The following is a 22,706-nucleotide window of genomic DNA, read 5'->3' as shown; positions in this document are numbered from 1 at the left end:
AAATGAACTTATATCACTTATATGGTGGAAATAAAACTACTTTTTCTTTAATTCTAAATTGTATTTTTTTACAATTTCTAAAGTCGATTTATCATCGTTAAAAACAGAATTTAAACCTTGTGGTTCTTGTGGCGGGTCTGTTGTTAAAGGTTCCCCTGGATTCCATTTTCCATCAGGATGAATTGCTTTTCCTTCACCACCATAACCCCAGAAATTGGCAGCTTGCAACGGACCGCCATTTTTGACGCTTTCTGCAACTCTGTCGAATATGTAGCTGTAAAATTTATCTCTATAAACAGAAGAAGCTCCAGCATTCAAATTCTCATTTTCTCTCGGAAGACCAAATTCTTCAATAATGATGGGTCTTTTTAAATTGTTGGCGACTTTAATATGGTCATCAATATATTTACCAGCATTTTCAATTGTCGCAGGTATTGTAACTTCGGGATTGTCCGCTTTGAACCAATTCCAGTTTTTAGGCCAGATGTGCATCGTTAGATAATCGATATTCGGATTTTGATGTGTTCTTTCGAAGATTTCCATACTGTCGTTGGAACTGTTTTTTCCTTCAGAACCTGTAGAAACCAAATGATTTTTGTCTAAACTGTCAATTAAATCTACAATGTTATTAAGCCATTTCGTGAATTTTGCTTCGTTTTCAATTGTAAAAAGCCTAGGTTCGTTTCCAACCTGCCATGACATAATCGTATTATCTTCATTGTATTTCTTTTTGGAATATGCATTTGTTCTTCCAATAATAAATTTGACATGATTATTTAAAGCTTCCATACAAGGTTCACAGCTGTGAAATTGTTCTGTGTACGACATAAACTGAGGCCAAGTGTTTGGTGGAATATTCGGAACCGGAATTGCACCTTTTCCATTCCATTCCAAATATTGCGACATCCCGCCAGACCATTCCCAGTTATTGGTTAAGTATAAAACAGCATACATATTACGTTTGCTCATTTCATTAATCAAGAAATCTAAGCCGTCCAGTAAATCTTCATCGTATTTTCCCTGCTCGTATTGCAGGGCAGGACGAACGGTAAAATCGTATTTTCCGCCATCGGCACCGACCAAGATTCTTAGATTATCAATTCCGTTTTTTTTCATTAAGTCCAATTCGCGGAGCAGTCTTTTGCGATCGCCGATTTTATTTGAAGCCAGCATGCTCCCGTACCAATAATTGGTTCCGATATATGCATAAGGTTTGTCGCCTTTGTAAAACTGGTTTCCTTTTACGGTAATTTTTTCCTGCGCCTGGCAAGCTATTGTAGAGAAAATCAAGACTAGAGAAAGTATTTTGAGAAATCTGTTTTTCATAATTTATATTTTAAGGAGCTAATCCCGCTATCCGCTGTATCTTTTATGGTGAACCCCCACCATAAAAGGATGCCGCTTCTATCGGGGCTAGGACAATCCGTTATTTTACACGTTTTATTGTGAACCTGAAACTTTAAGCCTGACTCGAGGCTGAAAGCCGAATAGGCGAAGCAAACGAAAATACTATTTCGGCATTTCGTACATTTTCGGCAAGGAATTTACCAAAGCTGATTTTGTTTTGAGACTGTAAGTTTTAAAATCGGCTGTATTAGAAACCGTTCCATTTGGAACATAATAACCGTCTGCGTTATTATTCCAAAACATAACATAACTTATCTGAATATCATTTTTGGTTAACGCATTGTATAATAAATTCGAAAACCAATTTGTAATCGCTGGTGTTGTATTGGTAACACGATAACCTGTTTCTGTCAAAGCAGCTATTTTTACTTTTGCTTTCGCGTAATCTGAAAGGATTTTCAGCTTAGCATTGGCTTTGTCAGATCCAGTCTGCCCTTGATTATTAAAATCACCATAATTATCCATTCCGATAATATCGACATATTTATCTCCGGGATAGCGACTTAGATATCCTTCTGATGTTGTATACGAATTGTCGGGAGAGAATGCGTAGAGAATATTGTGAACTCCTTTTGTGTTTTTTAAATAATCAACCGTAAACTGATAGGCTTTTTTGTATTCATCTGCTGTACAGAAATCGGCTCCCCACCAAAACCAGCTTCCGTCAAATTCGTGAAATGGCCTGAAGATTATCGGAATCAGTTCGCCGTTGGCACTTTTCAAGTTTGACACAACGCTAGCCACTTTGTCTAATTTTTTCTTGTACCATTCGTTATTGGCTCCTCCGGGCAAAATACTCTTAAAGGCTGTTGCTTTTTGTTCTGAAGTCATGTCTGCGGTGTAGAACGAATTTTCGCTATAAGGTTCTCTCAAATGCCAGCTGAATGTATTTATTATGCCTTTTGCATAAGCGTTTTTGACATCAGAAATAATTTGGAGTTCCTGCTGATAGAACCAATTGTTGCTTTGGCCGTTATTGCTTTTGTCTGTAATAAACATAAAATCAGAACCCAGAACAGCGGGATCAAAGCCAGTATTCTTTTTTATGTCAGATTCACCGCCTGCATCTTGATAAAAACCAGTAAAGGCGTCCTGCTGACCAATAGCGGTTTTGTATTTGGAAAGCCTTTTTAAGTTATAGAATAAGGCCGTGGTTTCTTTTGTTGCGTTTGCGTCGACCATAAATGATGCCGCGTTTGCTGTAGTCATAGCATCGTCTGGTGATACTGTTGGGTCTATAATTATTTCTGGAGACGTATCATCATTAGTAGAGCAGCTTGCTAAAATGAAGAAACTTAGTAGTATGGTTGTGGTTAGATAGCTTTTCATATTTTTTATTTGGAGTCCGAATTCAGTTTAGAATATGCTTCTTCTGTAAGAGTAATGAGTTTCACGTCATCAAAAAATACAGTTCCGCTGGTTTGAGCCAAAGCCAGCATGATTCTGATTTTTTTGGCATCGGCAGGAACTTTTATTATTTTTTTATAATGAGTCCATTCTGTACTGCCGGTTGCTTGAGCGATATTTTCGGTACTGATTTGTTTTTCAACAGCATCTGTAAATTCCAGAATTACCGCGCCGGCTTTATAAGCTTCTTTTTGTGTTTCGACTTCATCGGTTTTCATCCAGACGCTGCATTCGACAGCAAAAGTATTCTTCGGAATTGAAATGATTTGGTCTAGAGCTTTCCATTCAGCATCAACAAACTGCGTGATATTGGCGCCACTTTTTCCTGATTTTTTTTCGTACGGAGAAATCATGGCACTTTCCTCTCCGCGCCAGTCTATAAATTCGTTTTCAAAACTTCCATTTTTGATTAGGTTGGTTTGAGCATTTGCAGGGAGCATCATTAATAATAAGCCCAGAAAAAAAAGCTGTTTCATAATCATTTTGATTTAAAGTAATACGAACTAATCTTGAATTCGATGCATTAATTCTAAACAAGCACGGCCGTTATGATAAGGACATTTCCAAAATCCGGCTTTGTCTTTTTTAATCAAAGCGTAATCGTGATAAATACCCCAATGCCATTCTCCGTTTTGTTTGTCGCGCATATATTTTTTTATGAATTTCCAATTTTTGTAAACAATTTCCAAATATTCTTCGTTTCCCGATAATTGATAAGCATTGTAAAATCCAATTAAGGCTTCTGCCTGAGGCCACCAATGTTTTTCGGCAATCAGCTCTTTTTTATGAGGATCAAATTCATACCATAAACCACCATCAGCATCGAAACCCTCTTTTGTAGCTTCGGCAATCTGAAGTGCATATTTTTTATAATTTGAAATTAATGTTTCGTCTTCAGAAATCACTGCGCATTGCTGCAACAACCAAGCGGCTTCAATATCATGTCCATAGGAAATGACATCTGGCTTTTCATTCCAATTTTCATCAAAAAACAATTTCAAATGCCCTGTTTTTGTATTGATAAAATGCTTTTCAATAGTTTCAAGAAGCTCAATCATAATATTTTGAAGCGTCTTGTCCTTCCACACTTTATATAGATTAGCATAAGCTTCAATAATATGAAGATGCGTATTCATCGTTTTTTTTTCGTTGGCATCTTTTTCGCTCAGACGAAGATCTTCAATAGGTTTCCAATCTCTTGTAAAAGCCTCCAGATAACCTTTGTTTACAGGGTCGTAGCTGTAATCTTGTATTTTAGAATACAGATTGATTGCTATTTGCAGTGCTTTGTCGTCTTTAGAAATCGCATAATATTCAGACAGTCCGTAAATTGCAAAAGCCAAGGCATAAATCTGATTTTTGGTGTCTTTTGGAGTTTTGTCTGAATTAATACTCCAAAAGAGACCTCCAAAAGTACTGTCATAAAAATAGTCAGCCAAAAAATCGAACGCTCTTTTTGCCAGTTTTTTATGGTTTTCGTTTTTAGTGGTTTGATAACTGGCAGAGAACGTCCAGAGAATCCGAGCATTTAAGACCGAACCCTTTTCTGTATTTGCAATAATATGATCTTCAAAATCTATTTGACCCACAAAACCGCCATTCTGGTAGTCAACAGTATGTTTGGCCCAATATTTTAAGATTTCGTCAAGTTCTGCGGTCAATTCAGATTTTAAAAGCTTTAATTTTAATGACACGGTTAGATTGCGTTATTTTTTTCGATTTGTTTGATAATTGTATTTACAGAACCAGCAGAAATAAATGTGTCTACAGGTGTATTAGACGCATAGTCAATCAGTTTTTCGACAGAAGAAACTGCTACGTGCATTCTGGTATCTGAAGATGCATAGTAGATGTAAACAGTTCCATCTTCATCTTCAATCCATCCGTTTGAGAACAATACGTTTGAGACATCTCCAACTCTTTCTATACCTTCAGGCCCCATAAAATGTCCCGCCGGAACATGAATAACTTTAGAAATGTCGTTTAAATCGGTCATAAATACATAAAGTGTGTAACGCAGTCCAGCAGCGGTATTGCGTACGCCGTGCGCGAGATGCAACCAGCCTTTTTTTGTTTTTATGGGAGCAGGACCAAGACCATTTTTCAGTTCATAAATTGTATGATACTGTTTTCCAAAAATGATTTTTTCATCCTTAACAACAGGATTCGTCATATCGTCTACATATCCTAAACCAATTCCGCCACCAGAGCCGACATCAATAAAACCATCCTGCGGACGGGTATACAATGCATATTTTCCGTTTACAAATTCAGGATGCAATACTACATTTCGTTGCTGGCCTGTGTTTGAAATCAAATCAGGAAGTCTTTCCCAATTTATCAAATCTTTTGAGCGTACAATTCCGGCATTGGCAACAGCAGAGCTTGTATCGCCTTTTGGCGCTTTGGGGTCTTTTCTTTCGGTGCAGAAAATTCCGTAAACCCAGCCGTCTTCGTGCTGTATTAAACGCATGTCGTAAACATTTGTATCTGGATCTTCGGTTTGCGGAATCACGCAAGGCTTATCCCAGAACTTAAAATTATCGATTCCGTTTGGACTTTCTGCTATAGCGAAAAACGATTTACGATCGATTCCTTCAACACGAACAGCCAGCAGATATTTTCCATTCCATTTCATCGCGCCGGCATTAAAAGCGGCATTTATTCCGATTCTCTCCTGTAAAAACGGATTTGTTGTTTCGTTAAGATCGAAACGCCAATTTAGAGGTACATGGGCCGCGGTTACTACTGGATTTTTATAACGTTCAAAAATACCGTTTCCTGCATTTCCCAGTGGTTCGTTTTTAAGCTCGATAAGGTTCGTATGTTCTTTTTCTAATGCCTTTTTTCTGTTTAAAAAAGTGGCTGAAGATGTTATTGTTGTCATATATAGTATTTTCTGTCTATGAAATTAATTGATCTGATTTCTTTGTATGCTTAAGTCTTGCTCAATGATTTGCAGTTTTTCTTCTGTTAATGGATAAAAAAATATGAAAACTACAGACAATGCGGCCGCGATGGCAGGAAGTATGCTTAACATTAATTGGATTCCGTTTTGAGTTACTGCAGTCTGCTCGACATTGGCCTGAAAACCATAGTAAGCTAAAAGCCAGCCTGCTCCGGCTCCTCCGATTGTCCAGCCGAATTTTTGTGACATTGATGAGGCTGAAAATACCAATCCGGTGGCTCTGCGTCCTTGTCTCCATTCTGAATAATCGGCGCTATCGGCATACATTGACCAGATCAGCGGAAATATGCATCCTGCACAGATACTGATTAAAATCTGGAAAGTCATAATCAAAATCACATCTTCTTTTCCGAAAAAATAAAAAATCAGACTTAAGATTGCAGCCAGAAACATGGCTCCGAAAAACGTATTCTTTTTACCGATTTTATTGGCGATAGGCGTTGCGATAATTACGCCGATGATATTTGCGGCCTGTCCTAGAATTAAATAAAGCGATGTGGGCGTCATGTGAAAACTGGTTCCGAAAATTGAAAAATCAAAGTTGATGTTGCTGCTCACATAATATTTAAAATAATAAACTGCCGCGCCATCTCGTATAGAGTTAAAAATCAAGGCTCCGATTCCTGCTCCAAGCAATATCCACCACGGCCTGTTTTTAAGTAAGTCTTTCAGGTCTTCTTTTAGATTGTTTTGTTCGTTCTCGATAGGTTTTACTCTTTCTTTAGTGAAAAGAAAACATCCCCAGAAAAATATCGTAGTGATTAATCCAAAAATGGCGATTGCAGAAAGCCAGCCGGATTTTGAATTTAAGTTTCCGCCAAAATAAGTTACCAAAGGCTCAATCAGCCATAAAGCCAGCAGACTTCCCCCAAAGGCAAAGACCATTCGGTAAGAAGAAAGTGTATTTCGTTCTTTTCGATCGGCAGACATTACGCCCAAAAGCGAAGCGTAAGGCACATTTATCAGCGAATAAATCATCATCATGGCAGAATAGGTTATGTAAGCATAAATGATTTTTCCTTTTTCATCAAAATCAGGGGTGTAAAAAGTCAAAACGCCGATTAGCGCAAAAGGCACAGCAACCCAGAGTAGATAAGGTCTAAATTTTCCCCATTTAGATTTAGTACGATCGGCCAGAATCCCGACAATTGGATCAAAACAGGAATCCCAAATTCTGGTTATCAGAAACATGGTTCCGACCACAGCTGGTGCTAGTCCGAAAACATCGGTGTAAAAAAACAACAGATACATGCTGAAAATTTTCCAAAACATACAAGAGGCAGCATCTCCGAGACCGTAACCTATTTTTTCTTTTAAGCTAATTTTGTCGTGCATTCGATTTTTTTTAAGATTTGAATATAAATTGGGGTTTACTTTTTCAATGTTTTGATGTCTTTCTCAAACAAAGTCTGTTTTAAATGGTAAAAATCAACAAAGTCTTTTTCGCTTACCTGCCCTGGAAACGGAGCATAATAATGCATTTTCTGTTCCTTTTCCTGCCAGCCGTGATTCCTCCATAATAAGACATAAGAAATTTTGTAATTTCCGATCGCCTTTAGCAGTGTTCCAGTCCACCATTTTGAATCGGGGATACCTTCGAAACCGGCTTCTGCGATGGCAAAAGGTTTGTTTTTCTGGTAAGCAATATCGCTCAAAATTTTTAATTGATTCTGAAATTCAGTAACGAATTTGCTTCCGTTGGCATCATTACTGTTCTGATAAATATCAAAGCTTAAAATATCGGCATAGTCGTCGCCAGGATAATGGTCAAGAAAATCTTCCTGATTGTTAAAACTTCCCGTGTTATAGACATATATAAGATTATGAACCCCTTTTTGCTGCAAATAGTCAAAAGTGAATTTCCAGATAGATTTGAATTCTTCAGCCGTACAATTCCCTTTTCCCCACCAAAACCAGCCTCCTGTTAGTTCATGGAAAGGTCTAAAAAGAATTGGGATGTTTTTTCCCTTTTTATCTTTTAAGGACAAAAAGAAATTTGCGGCTTTGTCTAGCCATGTAATGTATTTTTGGTGGTTTTCTCCACCTTGAAGAATAGTTTTTATAGCATTTGGAGTATTGTCCCAAGCATTTTTTCCCGTAGCTGGATTGTCAAAATGCCAGCTAATCGTAGAAATACCACCTCTTTGATTGGCTTCTATAATATAATGTTTCATTTTTTCGAAAGGTACGCCGTCTATATTATTGAGGTCGTCTTTTTCTAGGCCTGCGATATCCCAGCCATAAACAGCAGGATAATCTCCTGTTACCTCTTTAACATCACTTCGACCTTTTTCGTATTTCCAGTTAACACCGTAGGCAAGATCGTCTTGATGCCCAAAAAGAAAACCTCTTTGGCTCAATTGATTGAGTTTACGGTATAATGCTTTTGTTTCTGGGGTCGCTTTTTTATCTGCGAGTGACAAATTTGTATTGGTTTTTATTGCTGCAAACGAAAAATTGCTAGCGGCGGTTATTGCAATTATAAAATTTAATAGTTGTTTCTTCATTTTGCAAATCATTGGTCTAAGCCTTTATTAAAAGGGTTTTTAAGGCTATATTGTTGGTTTTTAGGCTTGTGTTATTTCTTAAGGATTTTCGATTAAAATTATTAAAACTATAAAAAGATTATCGTTTAAAAATGATAAATATTTATTATTGGCGGACTTTTTATATAATCGATAATTCTATTTTTCAAAGATAAATGTATGTTTATGGAGTAATTAATATTATTTTATCAATTATATATCATATTATTGCAAACAAAAAACAGATAATCCTTTCCTTAAAATCGTAATAAAGATGAGTAACGCTAAAAATTTTTACAGAGAAATTGCCCCATTGTCAGCAGGCGACAGCTTTTTGGTTTTTGACAGAGTAAAAGATAGTTTTGATTTCCCCGTGCATTACCATCCGGAATTCGAGATTAATTTTATTCTGAATGGGAAAGGAGTGAAGCGTGTTGTGGGAGATAATATTGAAGAAATCGATAATGTAGAATTGGTTCTTATTGGTCCGAATTTATACCATGGCTGGGAGCTTCATAAATGCACGAGCAAAAAAATTCATGAGATAACGATTCAGTTTCACAATGATTTATTTCATGAATCTTTGCTTTCGAGAAGAATTATGAATCCGATACGCGATATGTTTAACCGTTCTATTCACGGAATCCTTTTTTCCAAAAAAACAGCTGAAGAGCTTACTCCAAGGCTTGTAAGGCTTTCAAAACTAGATGGTATGGATTATTTTTTGGAAATCACTTCCTTGTTGTATGATTTGGCAAATTCCAGAAATCAACGGCTTCTTTCTACCTATACAGTCGACTACGACACATTTGATGATTACGATAAAATGAAGCTTGTATATGAATATGTGCAAAAACATTTCGCCGAAAAAATAACACTAGAAGATGTTGCCGGTGTCGCAAGCATGTCTATTATTTCTTTCAACAGGTTTATCAAAAAACGAACTGGAAAAACTTTTGTCAACTATATAAACGATATCAGAATCGGTTACGCTGCTCGTTGGCTGGTCGAAAAAGATATGAGTGTTTCTGAAGTTGCTTTTAGATCTGGGTTTAATAACATCGCCAACTTTAATCGTAGTTTTAAAGCTATTAAAAACTGTACTCCTAGCCAATATCGTGAAGACTTTTCTGGTCTTAAACGTATTTTATAATGATACTTTTTTTGCATGTGAATGTATTATTTTTAACGAAATCGTTTGATATTTATGATTTTGTTAAGATTAGTGCATCGTTTTTGCTTTGAAATGAGGGTTTATTGAGGAAAATATAATTTTTACTATGTTTTATTTTGATATGTGTTTTTTTAAGCCGATATAGTAAAAATATTATCATTAAATGATATAATATTATCGATTTGATATTTCCTTCTGTTATAGATTTGTTAAATAATTTTAAAGATAAAAAGTCCCCTTTTATGATTTAAGATTGCAAACTTACTTTTTAAACTAACCAAACATTTATTATGAAAAAACTAATGACTAATTTTATTCATTGGAACGCTAACCACAGATTGGTTCCTTTGATTTTATTTTTGTTACTGACCAGTAATTTCATTACAGCACAAGTAAAAGTGTCAGGAACTGTAGCTGATGAAAAGGGATTATCGATTCCAGGGGCAAATATTTCAGTTGCAGGTTCTAAGGTGTCTGCTTCTACAGATTTTGACGGGAAATATTCTATTGATGTTCCCGCAAACGCTACCTTATCATTTTCTTTTATCGGATTTACCACTCAAAAAGTTGCAGTAGACGGAAGAACAACCATTAATGTGATCCTTAAATCTAATGCAGAAGATTTGAAAGATGTGGTGGTAATTGGATACGGAACGCAGAAAAGAAAAGACGTAAACAGTGCTATTTCAAGTATCTCTTCTAAAGATATTGAAAATTTGAAAGTTGCATCTTTTGATCAAATGATGCAAGGTAAAGCTGCGGGGGTTGTTGTCAACAGTAACTCTGGAGAGCCGGGAAGTAACGTTTCGGTAAGAATTAGAGGTGTTTCTTCGCTGACGGGAACCAATGAGCCGCTTTATGTTATAGATGGTGTTCCAATTTCGGGAGATGCTCGTAATTCGTCTACTTCGGGAAGAAATGCTCAGGGGAATTCTAATTTTTCCAATAATGGTAACATTACGCAAAGTCCGATGGCATTGATCAATCCAAACGATATCGAATCTATCGATATTCTAAAAGATGCATCTGCAACCGCTATTTATGGTTCGCGAGGTGCAAACGGGGTAATCATTGTAACTACTAAGTCGGGGAAAAAAGGAACGGGAAAACTATCTTTTGAAAACTCTTACTCTATTAGCAATCTTCCTAAAAAACTGCATTCAATGAATTTGCAGCAATATGCGATTCACCAGAATGCATTAGCAGATGTCTATGATCCAACCTCGAAAAGACCTGAGTTCGCGCATCCTGAGGTTTTAGGAAAAGGTACAGATTGGCAAGATGCTATTTATGAAACTGGACTGATGTCTTCGAATCAGCTTTCTTTTTCAGGTGGTAAAGAAGGAATTAACTACTATATCTCGGGAGGAATCTTGAATCAGGAAGGTATTGTAATCGAATCTGGTTTTAAAAGATATAATTTTAGATCTAATATAGATGCTAAAGTCAATAAATTTATAAAAGTTGGTGTAAATGTAAGCGGGGCGATTACAGATGAAAAACTGACTTTGAATGGACAGTTTAACGGAGTAGTGGCTACTTCATTGCTTGCCACGCCAGATGTTGCGGTGCGAGAATTATCGGGCGCATTTGCGGGACCGCCTACAGGAGGAAATACTTCTTTTGTAAATCCGGTGGCGACTTCTTTGTTGGGTTCCAATACTTTAGTTAGAAAAAATTATTCTGGTAACTTTTATACACAGGTAGATATCTTAAAAGGTCTGGAATATCGTTTTGAGGCCGGTGGTTATATCTATGATAACTTAGGGCAAAGATTCGATCCTATGTACTCTTTAGGAAATGCAGTAAAAAGTTTTGCCAACTTGTACTATAATCCTTCTAGCGGCAATTCGTGGAACTTAAAAAACATGCTTACTTATAGAAATACGATTGGCAATCACAATTTCACAATTTTGGCGGTTCAAGAATCCAACAGAGCGCATTGGGAAGGTTATTCTATAACTGCTGAAGGTTACACAGACAACAATAATAAAACGCTTGCTGCGTCAGATTTGACCAAAGCGGTAACAAGCGGTGTGTATTCTGGAACTCAAACTTTAGCTTCTTACCTGGGAAGAGCAGTGTATGATTATGCCGATAAGTACGGAATTGCGGCTTCTATAAGAACAGACGGATCCTCTAAATTCTATGTTGGCAACAAATGGGGTGTTTTTAGCTCTGTAAGTGGTTCATGGAAAATCTCTAACGAGAGTTTTATGGAAAGCACGCGTAAATATGTTGATAATATCAAAATAAGAGCGGGCTGGGGACAAACTGGTAATAATCAGATTGGTAATAACTTGTATGATTCGAATCTCCATGTGGTAAACAGTTCGATGGGAACTTCTTATCTTCCGTCAAATACTGCAAATCAAAACTTGAAATGGGAAACTCAGACTCAGACCAATTTAGGTTTAGATTTTACCATGTTCAGTTCTAAACTGACAGCTTCGGTAGATTTGTATCAAAAAGTTTCTAAAGATTTCTTGTATCAAGTGCCGCTTCCTAACTTTCTTTCGGGAGGTGGTGATTATGAAGGTGGTGTAAACCCTCCTTATTACAACTTAGGAAGCATGAAAAATAAAGGTATAGAGGTTACGCTCGGTTATACAGAGAAATTCACAGAGAATTTTTCGTGGAATGCTAATCTAAATTTTACTAGATATGTAAATGAGGTTACCAATATGGCTGGATTAAATATTGTAAAAACAATGGGAACTCTTGCTTACAATACCGTAACAGTTTCTAGAACTGTAGAAGGTCTGCCGATTGGTTCTTTTGTAGGTTACGAGGCTTTGGGAATTTATAGAACAGACGAAGACCTACTTGCATATGGTCATACAGACGGATCTGGAAATAGAGTGATTCTGAAAAACGGAACGAATTCTTTGATGCCGAATTTCCAAAAAGGAGATGTGATTTATAAAGACCAGAATAATGATGGGGTTATTGATCAGAATGATATTAAGGCAATCGGTAATCCAAACCCAAAATTCACTTACGGATTTACAAACAACTTTAAGTACAAAAATGTAGACTTGTCTATATTCTTACAAGGAAGCGCAGGGAACAAACTGATGAATTTGACTCGTCTGTCTGGTACGCTAAACAGTAGTTTGGGAACAAATTATTTAACCGAAGCCTCAGATTTTTATTCTGCTTCGAACACTAACGCTTCTCTGCCGAGACCTTCAACTTATGACGATGTTAACAATGCAGTTTCAACTCGTATTATTGAGGATGGTTCTTATTTAAGAATCCAGAATGTCACTTTAGGATATTCTCTTCCATCTGATATAATTTCAAAAATAAAACTATCAAGATTAAGATTGTACGCTTCAGGACAAAACCTGTTTACGTTTACCAAATACAAAGGATATGATCCTGAAGTAGGTGCTTACAATCAGGATGCATTATTAACAGGTGTCGATAACGGCCGTTATCCTGTTCCAAGACAAATCACTTTTGGTTTTAATGTTGAATTTTAATACGAATTAATATGAAAAATATAATAAAAAGAGGCGGTGTTTTTAGTTTAGCAGTTCTTATGCTGCTTTCATCTTCTTGTTCTCAGGATTTTCTTGATGTTCCGGCAGAGGCTGCACCTACAATAGGCAACTATTACGATTCTGATGTAAAACTCGACAATGCAGCCAACGGATTGTATGGCCTTGTTTGGTTTAATTTGAATAAATCTGCTTTTTACGGAATTACAGATGTGATTTCTGGAAATATGTATGCAGATGTTTACAATGATTTTGGGAAATTTACAGATCTAAGTTTTACAAATTCGCAATCATTTATTTCTGATGCATGGAGATCATGTTTTGGGGCTGTAGCAAATTCGAATGCCTATATCAACAGCCTTCCGCAAAGTGTTGGTCCTAATGTAAGTAAAGCTGCGCTGAATAATGCCTTGGGAGAGGCTCATTTTATAAGAGCTTTTTCTTATTTCTTTTTGGTAAGATTATGGGGAAATGTGCCTATTATAGAAGATAATAGTGATTACTCTTTAAACTTTGTTATACCAAGCAATCCAACTGAAGATGTATATAAATTTATTGAAAACGATTTGAAATTTGCCATTGAGAATCTGAGAACTAAAAACAGAGGCTCAGATTATGCTGCAAACGCTCATGTTTCGAGCGGATCTGCAAAAGCACTTTTGGCTAAAGTTTATTTATATCAGAAAAAATATGATTTAGCACGCGCATTGGCTCAGGAAGTTATCAATAGTGGCGAGTTTAAGTTATTGGGAGGAGACGCACTGCCAACTAAATCTTTTGCCGATTTATGGCTTCAAAAAAATAATAATAACGAAGAATCTATCTTTTCATGGCAATGGAATGGAGCAGGAACTTATTTTGACGGTAATTTTTCGAACACCTTGTTTGCTCCCGAAAATAGATTGGTAGAAACGACTTATTCGGGTCAGATTGCGCCTTCTCAAGATTTAATTCATAATGTTTACGAACCTGGTGACAAGCGTAGAATAGAAACTTTTATGTTGCCAGGAGATTATTATCCGAATCTGACTTATGCAGAATCACTGGAAGTAGACGCTAAACTTATTTTGGGCTATACTTTTGATATTAAATATGAAGCGCAAAGATCTGGTGCTGGATTGAAAAAGTATGTAATCGGAAAAGAAAACCTGCCAATTACAGGACCTTTTAATCCTCAGTTTAACGGAGAAAGCAGCATGAACAGCTACATGATGCGTTATGCAGAATTATTGCTTATCCACGCAGAAGCGGTTTTGGGTTCTCAATCGGGAAGCACTTCAGATCCGGCGGCGCTGGCGTCTTTTAATGCTGTACGAAGAAGAGCTGGTGTTCCTGAAAAAACCTCAATCTCTTTTGATGATATCTTTAAAGAAAGACGTGCAGAATTAGCTTGTGAAGGCGATTACTATTTTGATTTAGGACGTATTCCTTTCGCAAAAGCAAAAGCAATATTGGAAGCGCAAAACCGTGGAAACAGAGAAGTTGAAAAACATATCACAATTACTGCAACCAACCTTTTGTTGCCTTATCCTGCAGATGATTTAATTAAAAACCCAAAATTGAAAGAAGTAGTACCATATACTTTTAAATAATTTTTAAAGATAATAATATGAAAAAGATAAGAATTGTTTCTTTAGCAGTATGCATAGTGTGGGTATTATCTGTGATACTGATCAGTTCATGTTCGAATGATGATAGTGCCTCATCTAGTGCGAGCGGACCTACGATTGAGTCTGTAAAACCATCTGGCTATGAAACCGACGGAAGTCTTAAGCCGTTTGAGCCGGTGACTGTTGGATATCCTAAAAACTATTATGTTATTCATGGAAAAGGATTATTGACGACAACAAAAGTCTATTTTAATGATTACGAAAGTTATTTTCAGCCATCATTTGTAACCGATACAGATATCGTTATATTGATTGACGAAAATACGCCGTACGCAAATGCTTCTAACAAACTTAAGGTTGTAACTGAAAAAGGTACCGCCGAATTTGATTTTGTTATCGCGCCACCTGTACCTACATTCTCGCAATTTTATCCGGTTAATGCGACTGCGGGTCAGGAGATTACGATTACAGGGAAATATTTCTTAAATCCTGTGGTTACCTTGGCAAAAACTAAAACGTTGCCTGCGGTTCCGGTGACTGTAGTTTCTTCAACTTTAGAAAAGATTGTAATTAAAGTACCTGAAAATGCAGATTTGAGGTCACTTTCGATAGCTAACATATCTGGTGAAACAATTTCTCCATACGCAATCGGAACTGCCATTTTTGACGATATTTCTTATTATGGATTAGATTTTCCTTCTTGGAATAATTTTAGTTACATAACCGATGGAACTGCAGAACAGGGACTTATTCACATTGAAAAGAAAATGGATGCGTGGGGAAGCTTGCAGGGCAACTGGAGCTGGTATGACCAACTTAGCCCTTATTCTGGTTTACGTGTTGCGATTAAAGCTAAAGTACCAGGGAAAGTTAGCTTTGTATTTAACGGTAATTGGGATAATAATCCGCCAGTTTTAGATGTTACTACAGACTGGAAAGTATTTTATCTTCCATGGTCTGTTCTCACAAATACGGATCGCGTTCAAAACATCACTTTCCAAAATAGAACCACCAATGAGAAAGGTGATGGTATAGAAAATACATTTTACATCGACAATATCGGTTTTGTGCTTAAAGCAGAATAATATAGTTTAAGTAGTGATTGAACTCCATTTCGATTTATTCGAAATGGAGTTTTTTATTACGGAAAATTCTTTCTAAATATGAATATATAGTATTGATTTTTAATAAAATAGTATCAAAATGATGAGAAATCGATACTTAAATTTACTGATGCTATTTAACCCTTAAAACTATAATTATGAAGAACAATTACTCTTTGAACCTTAATCATTTTAGAAGAAAATTTTATTCGACTATTGCTTTTTTTTTATTGTTGATTTCAATAGGACATGCGCAATATATTACAGGAAATAATCCTTATTGTATTGCAAACAATCCTACTTACACTATTGTGGACCCGCCTGTAGCAGGCACTTACAATAATATAGTTTGGACTGCATCTCCTAATTCTGGGATAACTTTTGCTGGTAATCCTTCTCCCACAGCATTAAGTAAAGTAGTAATGAAGTCTGGAAATATAATTTCATCTCCTCATTATATTTATGCGAGCTTTTTTTTAGATAATGTTCTGGTTGCCATGACGCCGAATTTCAATTTTCTAACTGTTACACCGCCAGTAACGCCAAGTTATTCGGTTTCAAAAACAGCAGATTATTGTACAACGCAATACCATATCATCAATCTTACCGTGACAACAAATCCTAATCCGAGTCCAAATACCAGTTTCTCGATTTCGCCAACAGTAGCTGATCCGAGCGTGATTGTAACTCCGATTGCCAATAGAGTTTTTGAGTTAAAGCTACCCTTAAACGGACAGAATTATTTTATATACAATATAACGAGCACTACAGGGGCTGCAAGCTGTGCATCTAACTCGGTAACGAATACGTCATATGGAAATGCCGTTTCGTTAAATCTGACGAATTGCGCCAATAAGTCGGTGCCTACAAATTATGATTTTTCAGTTGCGCCCAATCCGTATTCTAATGGATATTTAACTATTGTTGCTCCAGTAATAACCTATTTAGGAAATCCATCTGTATGCCGTATATACAATACAAGCGGTACGTTGAGTACTACATTTCCTCTTTCTACATCGAGCAGCTCTACTTCTTATGCGTTGAGAAGTGCGGTCGGCGCATCTTTAGTGGCGGGTGTTTATATTGTTCAGGTGATGTATGCAGATGGTAATGTTCGTTCTAAAAATCTAATCGTGAATTGATAAACTTTGTAGAGAATTTAAGTTGCATTTATTTTAAAATCCTTATATGCCATAGCAGCATGCATTATAAGTATGCTGCTTATTATTTATAGTATCACAATAAAAAAATAAAAATGAAGAAAATCACTTTGATGTTTGCCGTATGTTTTTCCATTATTTCTTTCGGTCAGGGAAATACACATACGCAACAGGCAGGAAAATTTGAAGGTTTGGCAATGACTCCTCCGATGGGATGGAACTCTTGGAATACCTTTGCGACCAATATTGATGAAAAATTAGTCAAAGAAACCGCTGATATTATGGTTTCGTCTGGTTTGGCATCAGCTGGTTATAATTACATAGTGTTAGACGATGGCTGGATGACGCACGAACGTGATGCAAACGGAGATCTGGTTCCTGATCCTGATAAATTTCCTAATGGAATGAAATCGCTAATCGACTATGTTCATAGTAAGGGCTTGAAGTTCGGTTTGTACAATTGCGCCGGAACGAAAACTTGTGCTGGATATCCGGGAACTCGTGGCTACGAATATCAGGATGCCCGTTTTTATGCGCGCCTCGGAATTGATTTCCTGAAATACGATTGGTGCAATACAGAAGGAATAACAGCAAAGGAAGCCTATACTACAATGAGCAATGCATTAAAAACAGCGGGAAGAACTATTGTTTTCAGTCTCTGCGAATGGGGAGACAATCAGCCTTGGGAATGGGGAAAGAATGTTGGGAATCTCTGGAGGATTTCTGGAGATATTTATCCGTGTTTTGATTGCGAATTCAAACATCCTGAAAACTGGTCGTCTTGGGGATTTATGAAAATAGTAGACATGAGAAAAGATATTCGTAAATATTCTGGTCCTGATCATTGGAATGATTTTGACATGATGGAGGTTGGAAACGAAATGAACGATACTGAAGACAAATCGCATTTTGCGATGTGGTGCATGATGGCTTCTCCGTTGTTTACAGGAAATGATTATCGTAAAATGTCTAAAGAAACTTTAGCAATTCTGACCAATAAAGAAATGCTGGCTGTAAATCAGGATAAACTCGGAATTCAGGGATTTAAGTATACTGTTATAGATGGTGTTGAGGTTTGGGTAAAACCACTTTCAGATGGTGCTTGGGCAGTCTCGTTTTTAAACAGAACCGATAGCCTTAAGAAAATCACTTTTGATTGGAAAAAAAATGTTTTTAAAGATGCTGATTTTGGTTATGAAGCCATTTTCGATACAACAGTCTTCAAGATTAAAGATCTCTGGAAAAACAAAGAGATAGGAAATACCAAAAAAGCTTTTACTGCGGCAATAGCGTCGCATGATGTTGTGACGTTAAAGTTAATTCCGTAATCATGAAGTTTAGTAGCACAATCGTTGTCTTGCTTTTTTTGATGTCCGTTGTTTCAAATGGACAGTTTGTAAAAAAACACGGAAAACTAAGCTTAATGGGAACGCAATTGGTGGATCAAAATAAAAAACCAATCGTTTTACGAGGAATGAGTTTTGGATGGCACAGCATGTGGCCAAGGTTTTATAATGAAAAATCGGTTCGCTGGCTCAAAAAAGACTTTAAGTGTAATATAGTCAGGGCTGCAATGGGAATAGAGTTGGGGCAGTTTTCGTATCTCAAAGAGCCTCAGTTTTCTAAAGAAAAAATTGAAGCAGTGGTAAATGGTGCAATTCAATCTGATATTTACGTTATTATAGATTGGCACAGTCATAATATTAATCTAAAAGAAGCTAAGGAGTTCTTTGCAGAAATTTCAAAGAAATATGCTAAGTACCCCAATATAATATATGAAGTGTTCAATGAGCCTGATTATGAAACATGGCAGGAAGTTAAGAGTTATACCGAAGAGATAATTCGCGTCATCAGACAAAATGATCCTGACAATATAATTTTAGTCGGTTGTCCGCATTGGGATCAGGATATAAATCTTCCGGCCTCAGACCCAATAATAGGATACAATAATATAATGTATACCATGCATTTTTATGCAGCGACACACGGCAAAGAACTAAGAGATCGTACAGATGCCGCGATTAAAAGTGGTATTCCGGTCTTTATTTCTGAATCTGCTGGTATGGAAGCTACTGGCGACGGACCTCTTGATTACCAATCTTGGCAGGATTACATAGACTGGATGGAAAACCGTAAATTAAGCTGGATTACATGGTCGGTCTCAGACAAAGATGAAACCTGTTCGATTTTGAAGAAATCTGCTAAATCTGATGGTAAGTGGAAAGACGAAGATCTAAAAGAATCAGGAATCAAGATTCGAGAGTACTTAAGAAAATATAATAAAGAATAAAAGCGTTTAGTTTTTCTTGTGGAAAGCCTGTTCAATTTTGAGCAGGCTTTGGTTTTTTTATACTTTTTAAAAATTAGATAATAGAGATGTCACAAGTCTATTTTTGATGCTAGTTTTTGTAAGAATTTTATTTTGTGTAATTCTATGTTTTTCTTGGTTGTTTTAGAATGTTTTTTAAATCGTATTTTTTTAATTTTTTGAATGTACCCCTAAAGAAATGGGGTATATTGTTTTTTAATTGATTTTATATGTTTAAAATCGCTGTTTTTTACTACTTATTTTTTATTTGGTGTATAAAAATATGGTATGTTTCTGTTTTTTGTGTTGTTGAATTTTCAAAAATAAATATTTAATAATATCAAATAACGATTATTAAGATGTTAATTTTTGTAATCCATAATTCTTCGTCTAAAACGGTAAAAAAATGCTTTCTGATTATTCTACTGATGTAAAAGTTAATAAATTCGCTAATGAAAATGAAGGAGATAAAGGGGTGACTTTGAGGTTTTAGAATGACTATGCTATTAAATAGAAATATAAAAGATTAACTAACCAGAATCAATTAATAACTAAAAACCAATTTAAACCATGAAAAAAGTATTTCACGTTTTAGCCGCTATGTTAACAAGTTCTTTTGCTTTTGCCCAAGATGAAGAAGCTGCTTCACCACCAGCAACAACTTGGGGAGGGTCTGCGGACATGTACTATAAATATGATTTTTCTAAACAGATGAATGGATTAACGAGCTTTACCAACTCACAAGATTCATTCGAACTAGGAATGGCTTCCATAGAAGCAGGTCATACTTTTGGGAAGGCGTCTGTTTTTGTAGACTTAGGTTTCGGAAAAAGAGCAGGGGAATTTTCATACAATGAAACAACTGATAAAGATATTAACGCAAAATTTTTAATTAAACAATTATATTTTACATACAATTTGACTGATGAGTTTAAAGTAGTAGCAGGTAGTTTCGGTACGCATATCGGATACGAGGTCTTAGATGCCGTAGATAACAAAAACTACAGTATGTCTTATGCCTTTTCTTACGGGCCGTTTTTTAATACTGGGGTAAAAGCGCAGTATACATCAGGAAAATTTACAGCCATGCTAGGAATTACAAATCCAACCGATTTTAAATCAGCTATGGACGCAGGTTCAGTTCAAAAAACATATATCGGACAAGTGGGATATATAGGAGATACCGGAAGCGCTTATTTGAATTTTACATCTGGAAGCAGCAATCCTGCCTCTGACGAAAATAAAACGCAGTTTGATTTGACAGCTTCTAAATCTATCACAGATAGTTTCGGACTAGGGTTAAATGCTACTTATGCTAAAACTAAAAATGATTTTGACAGTACGTTAGACGGAGAATGGTTCTCTGTAGTTGGATATGCTAATTATTCATTCAGCCCATCGTTATTGCTGGCATATAGAATGGAATATTTTGATGCTAAAGATGCTGCACCTAGTTTAGGTACATTAACAGGGTCAAACGTATTTGCTAATACACTTTCTTTAAACTATAAAGTTGGAAAGCTGACAATTATCCCAGAGTTAAGATATGACGCAGCATCTGAAGATATTTTCTTAGATAAAGATGCAGCGCCGACTGGAGGTTCTTTCTTCGCTTTGCTTGCTACAACATACTCTTTCTAGAGATAAAGATTGATATTTTTTTTTTTTTTTGGAGCTGTCAAAACATATTATGTTTTGGCAGCTTTTTTATTTTTAAGAAGTTTTGAGTTTCAAGGTTTCAGGTTTCAGGTTTCAATTTTTTAGTTTGAAGTTTGATCTCATTTCAAGTTGAAAACATTATAGATCGTATAGTTGTTAAAAAAACAGCAGAATCCGTTATTTTATAAACTGTATCATTCCGTAGAAATGTCTGGTCGATAGAAAAATTATAGATGATTGCGATTACACGTTTCGTAGGAATGTTTCATTTAAATTGATTGAAATGCTGTTCCCAAATATAGGTTCGTGTGAGAAAGGTTAATTTGTTTTTTAAGAAACAAAAAAACGCTTCTGTATTCCAAAAGCGCTTTATGATTTTTAAAGGATGAGGTTTATTGAACCTGTTTTTTATAAATAGAATAAATTGTATCTATTGTTTTTCTATCTAAAACAGAGGTTGCATCCGTTTGAATATAGTGCAGTTTGAATGCCTGAATGGCAGCGGTTAGATTTTTTGTGTTATAGCCAATAATTCGTAAAGCTGGTTCGATTTTAAAATCAAAAGGAGCGGGTTCCAGCACTTCATCTGGCCAGATGCCGAAGCCTTTTTCAGCCAAGGTTTTCCAAGGGAATAAGGCGCTTGGGTCTTGTTTTCGTCCAGGCGCAATATCTGCATGTCCTAGAAAATTTTGGGTCGGAATATTATAATCTTTCTTTAGTTTGGTCAATAAAGCCACCAAACTGCTGATTTGCGCTTCTGTAAAAGGCTTAAAGCCATTATTGTCTAATTCGATTCCGATTGAACTCGAGTTTAAATCTGTATTTTTTCCCCAAGTCGAATTTCCAGCATGCCATGCTCGTAGATAATCATTCAGCATCTGAACCACTTTTCCGTTTTCAGAAATTACATAATGAGAACTTACCTGCGTTCTGGTTTTGGTAAAAGTATTGATGGTTTGCTGCAGCGAATCCTGTGCCGTATGATGTATGATTACAAAACTTGGTTTTCTCAAATTGAAATTTACAGTCCCAATCCATTCGGTTGATATTCCGTTTACTAAGGAAGTTGATCCGGTTTTAGACAAGGTGTCTTTTACGATTCCCAATTGAAGCGCATATGAAGTATCAATTACTACTGGAGTTACTGCAGGTATTGCCTGCGCCTCTTTGCTTGTGATTTGATTTTCGAGAGTTTTAAGCTGTTGGTCGTATGCCTTTTCAGTTGACTTATAAGGATTTGTAGAACAGGCGCTTACTATAATCGCCAAAATCAGATAACAAAAGTGTTTCTTTGCCATAATTCGTTATTTAATACTATTTAAAACGGCTATTATTGATCTTTCGTATCTGGATTTTCTTTTACTTCCTTATTTGATTTAGAGTCTTTATCTTTTTTCTTTTTGTTTTTTGTTTTCTTTATTTCTTTAAAATTTTCCATAAAGGCAGTATATTTTGCTACCTGATCCGGATTTAAAAAGGCGTTGATTTTTTTATTAGTGCTTTCTCTCAAGGCTTTAATCTGCTCAATTTTTTCGTCTTGGCTACTGCTTTCATTTTTTAGCAAAACACCTTGCTCTCTCATACTGTCTGCCAAAACATTCTGAATAGCAATTGCTTGAAGCTCGTCAAGATTAACTTCTGGTTTCATTTGCTCTACGATTTGAGCTGCAGTTTCCTCTACTGGCACTTCTTTTGGTTTGCTTGGCGTGCTCTGAGGGCCGGCCATCATGCTTCTGTCCATACCCATTCCGCCGCCTCTACCATAACCTCCGCCATAGCCATTATTGTAGTATCCGTTTCCGTACTGGGCAAAAACAGAATTGAAGCAGAATAAGCTTAAAGCTAATAGAAATAAAGTCTGGATTGGTTTCATAAAAGT

The 22,706-nt window shown here is 36.2% G+C and carries 17 protein-coding genes; 8 read left to right on the top strand and 9 right to left on the bottom strand.

The window, feature by feature from the left end:
* Positions 1–36: 36 nt before the first annotated feature.
* The 7 genes from E0W73_RS04150 to E0W73_RS04120 all read right to left on the bottom strand — a co-directional run bounded on the left by E0W73_RS04150 (position 37) and on the right by E0W73_RS04120 (position 8,289).
* Complete coding sequence (locus E0W73_RS04150; protein ID WP_135220831.1) at positions 37–1,326, bottom strand: glycoside hydrolase 5 family protein; 1,290 nt, start codon at positions 1,324–1,326, stop codon at positions 37–39.
* A gap of 183 nt (positions 1,327–1,509) precedes the next feature.
* Positions 1,510–2,736 (bottom strand): glycoside hydrolase family 26 protein, encoded by a 1,227-nt coding sequence (locus E0W73_RS04145; protein ID WP_135220830.1) that lies wholly within the window; start codon positions 2,734–2,736, stop codon positions 1,510–1,512.
* Between the two features lie 5 nt (positions 2,737–2,741).
* The gene (locus E0W73_RS04140; protein ID WP_162847656.1) at positions 2,742–3,290 is read right to left on the bottom strand and encodes a carbohydrate binding domain-containing protein; all 549 of its coding nucleotides are present in this window, start codon (positions 3,288–3,290) and stop codon (positions 2,742–2,744) included.
* A gap of 27 nt (positions 3,291–3,317) precedes the next feature.
* On the bottom strand, positions 3,318–4,508 hold the full coding sequence (locus E0W73_RS04135; protein ID WP_135220828.1) for an AGE family epimerase/isomerase: 1,191 nt from the start codon (positions 4,506–4,508) through the stop codon (positions 3,318–3,320).
* A gap of 2 nt (positions 4,509–4,510) precedes the next feature.
* Positions 4,511–5,701 (bottom strand): glycoside hydrolase family 130 protein, encoded by a 1,191-nt coding sequence (locus E0W73_RS04130; protein ID WP_135220827.1) that lies wholly within the window; start codon positions 5,699–5,701, stop codon positions 4,511–4,513.
* 24 nt (positions 5,702–5,725) lie between these two features.
* Positions 5,726–7,117, bottom strand: a complete 1,392-nt coding sequence (locus tag E0W73_RS04125; protein ID WP_135220826.1) for an MFS transporter — start codon at positions 7,115–7,117, stop codon at positions 5,726–5,728.
* Between the two features lie 35 nt (positions 7,118–7,152).
* The gene (locus E0W73_RS04120; protein ID WP_135220825.1) at positions 7,153–8,289 is read right to left on the bottom strand and encodes a glycoside hydrolase family 26 protein; all 1,137 of its coding nucleotides are present in this window, start codon (positions 8,287–8,289) and stop codon (positions 7,153–7,155) included.
* A gap of 292 nt (positions 8,290–8,581) precedes the next feature.
* Here E0W73_RS04120 and E0W73_RS04115 point away from each other — a divergent pair, with 292 nt between their 5' ends.
* The 8 genes from E0W73_RS04115 (at position 8,582) to E0W73_RS04080 (ending at position 20,809) form a co-directional block, all read left to right on the top strand.
* Positions 8,582–9,460, top strand: coding sequence for a helix-turn-helix domain-containing protein (locus tag E0W73_RS04115; RefSeq protein ID WP_135220824.1), 879 nt, complete (start codon positions 8,582–8,584; stop codon positions 9,458–9,460).
* A 311-nt stretch (positions 9,461–9,771) separates the two neighbouring features.
* A complete protein-coding gene (locus tag E0W73_RS04110) occupies positions 9,772–12,969 on the top strand; it encodes a SusC/RagA family TonB-linked outer membrane protein (protein ID WP_135220823.1) in 3,198 nt (1,065 codons plus the stop codon).
* A gap of 11 nt (positions 12,970–12,980) precedes the next feature.
* Positions 12,981–14,579, top strand: coding sequence for a RagB/SusD family nutrient uptake outer membrane protein (locus E0W73_RS04105; protein ID WP_135220822.1), 1,599 nt, complete (start codon positions 12,981–12,983; stop codon positions 14,577–14,579).
* Positions 14,580–14,596: 17 nt separating this feature from the next.
* On the top strand, positions 14,597–15,682 hold the full coding sequence (locus tag E0W73_RS04100; RefSeq protein WP_135220821.1) for a hypothetical protein: 1,086 nt from the start codon (positions 14,597–14,599) through the stop codon (positions 15,680–15,682).
* 176 nt (positions 15,683–15,858) lie between these two features.
* On the top strand, positions 15,859–16,842 hold the full coding sequence (locus tag E0W73_RS04095; RefSeq protein ID WP_135220820.1) for a T9SS type A sorting domain-containing protein: 984 nt from the start codon (positions 15,859–15,861) through the stop codon (positions 16,840–16,842).
* A gap of 113 nt (positions 16,843–16,955) precedes the next feature.
* Positions 16,956–18,188 (top strand): glycoside hydrolase family 27 protein, encoded by a 1,233-nt coding sequence (locus E0W73_RS04090; RefSeq protein WP_135220819.1) that lies wholly within the window; start codon positions 16,956–16,958, stop codon positions 18,186–18,188.
* A 2-nt stretch (positions 18,189–18,190) separates the two neighbouring features.
* Positions 18,191–19,150 carry a glycoside hydrolase family 5 protein gene (locus E0W73_RS04085; RefSeq protein ID WP_135220818.1) on the top strand — a complete coding sequence of 320 codons (960 nt, stop codon included), beginning with the start codon at positions 18,191–18,193 and terminating at the stop codon, positions 19,148–19,150.
* 588 nt (positions 19,151–19,738) lie between these two features.
* A complete protein-coding gene (locus E0W73_RS04080) occupies positions 19,739–20,809 on the top strand; it encodes an outer membrane beta-barrel protein (RefSeq protein WP_135220817.1) in 1,071 nt (356 codons plus the stop codon).
* A 410-nt stretch (positions 20,810–21,219) separates the two neighbouring features.
* On the opposite strand, the gene E0W73_RS04075 is transcribed toward E0W73_RS04080, so the two are convergent.
* Both E0W73_RS04075 and E0W73_RS04070 read right to left on the bottom strand, forming a co-directional pair.
* Positions 21,220–22,125, bottom strand: a complete 906-nt coding sequence (locus E0W73_RS04075) for an N-acetylmuramoyl-L-alanine amidase (RefSeq protein ID WP_135220816.1) — start codon at positions 22,123–22,125, stop codon at positions 21,220–21,222.
* Between the two features lie 32 nt (positions 22,126–22,157).
* Positions 22,158–22,700, bottom strand: a complete 543-nt coding sequence (locus E0W73_RS04070; RefSeq protein ID WP_135220815.1) for a hypothetical protein — start codon at positions 22,698–22,700, stop codon at positions 22,158–22,160.
* Between the last annotated feature and the right edge of the window lie 6 nt (positions 22,701–22,706).

It is taken from the genome of Flavobacterium foetidum, assembly GCF_004634245.1.
Lineage (GTDB): Bacteria > Bacteroidota > Bacteroidia > Flavobacteriales > Flavobacteriaceae > Flavobacterium > Flavobacterium foetidum.
The sequence above is the reverse complement of the archived record's forward strand: the minus strand, read 5'-3'. Positions and strand labels throughout refer to the sequence as shown.

Excerpts from the sequence above, each read along its gene's own strand:
- E0W73_RS04145 (WP_135220830.1), bottom strand. The coding sequence starts at position 2,736 with ATGAAAAGCTATCTAACCACAACCATACTACTAAGTTTCTTCATTTTA.
- E0W73_RS04115 (WP_135220824.1), top strand. The coding sequence starts at position 8,582 with ATGAGTAACGCTAAAAATTTTTACAGAGAAATTGCCCCATTGTCAGCA.
- E0W73_RS04130 (WP_135220827.1), bottom strand. The coding sequence starts at position 5,701 with ATGACAACAATAACATCTTCAGCCACTTTTTTAAACAGAAAAAAGGCA.
- E0W73_RS04090 (WP_135220819.1), top strand. The coding sequence starts at position 16,956 with ATGAAGAAAATCACTTTGATGTTTGCCGTATGTTTTTCCATTATTTCT.
- E0W73_RS04105 (WP_135220822.1), top strand. The coding sequence starts at position 12,981 with ATGAAAAATATAATAAAAAGAGGCGGTGTTTTTAGTTTAGCAGTTCTT.
- E0W73_RS04110 (WP_135220823.1), top strand. The coding sequence starts at position 9,772 with ATGAAAAAACTAATGACTAATTTTATTCATTGGAACGCTAACCACAGA.
- E0W73_RS04095 (WP_135220820.1), top strand. The coding sequence starts at position 15,859 with ATGAAGAACAATTACTCTTTGAACCTTAATCATTTTAGAAGAAAATTT.
- E0W73_RS04140 (WP_162847656.1), bottom strand. The coding sequence starts at position 3,290 with ATGAAACAGCTTTTTTTTCTGGGCTTATTATTAATGATGCTCCCTGCA.
- E0W73_RS04120 (WP_135220825.1), bottom strand. The coding sequence starts at position 8,289 with ATGAAGAAACAACTATTAAATTTTATAATTGCAATAACCGCCGCTAGC.
- E0W73_RS04080 (WP_135220817.1), top strand. The coding sequence starts at position 19,739 with ATGAAAAAAGTATTTCACGTTTTAGCCGCTATGTTAACAAGTTCTTTT.
- E0W73_RS04125 (WP_135220826.1), bottom strand. The coding sequence starts at position 7,117 with ATGCACGACAAAATTAGCTTAAAAGAAAAAATAGGTTACGGTCTCGGA.
- E0W73_RS04070 (WP_135220815.1), bottom strand. The coding sequence starts at position 22,700 with ATGAAACCAATCCAGACTTTATTTCTATTAGCTTTAAGCTTATTCTGC.
- E0W73_RS04085 (WP_135220818.1), top strand. The coding sequence starts at position 18,191 with ATGAAGTTTAGTAGCACAATCGTTGTCTTGCTTTTTTTGATGTCCGTT.
- E0W73_RS04150 (WP_135220831.1), bottom strand. The coding sequence starts at position 1,326 with ATGAAAAACAGATTTCTCAAAATACTTTCTCTAGTCTTGATTTTCTCT.
- E0W73_RS04100 (WP_135220821.1), top strand. The coding sequence starts at position 14,597 with ATGAAAAAGATAAGAATTGTTTCTTTAGCAGTATGCATAGTGTGGGTA.
- E0W73_RS04075 (WP_135220816.1), bottom strand. The coding sequence starts at position 22,125 with ATGGCAAAGAAACACTTTTGTTATCTGATTTTGGCGATTATAGTAAGC.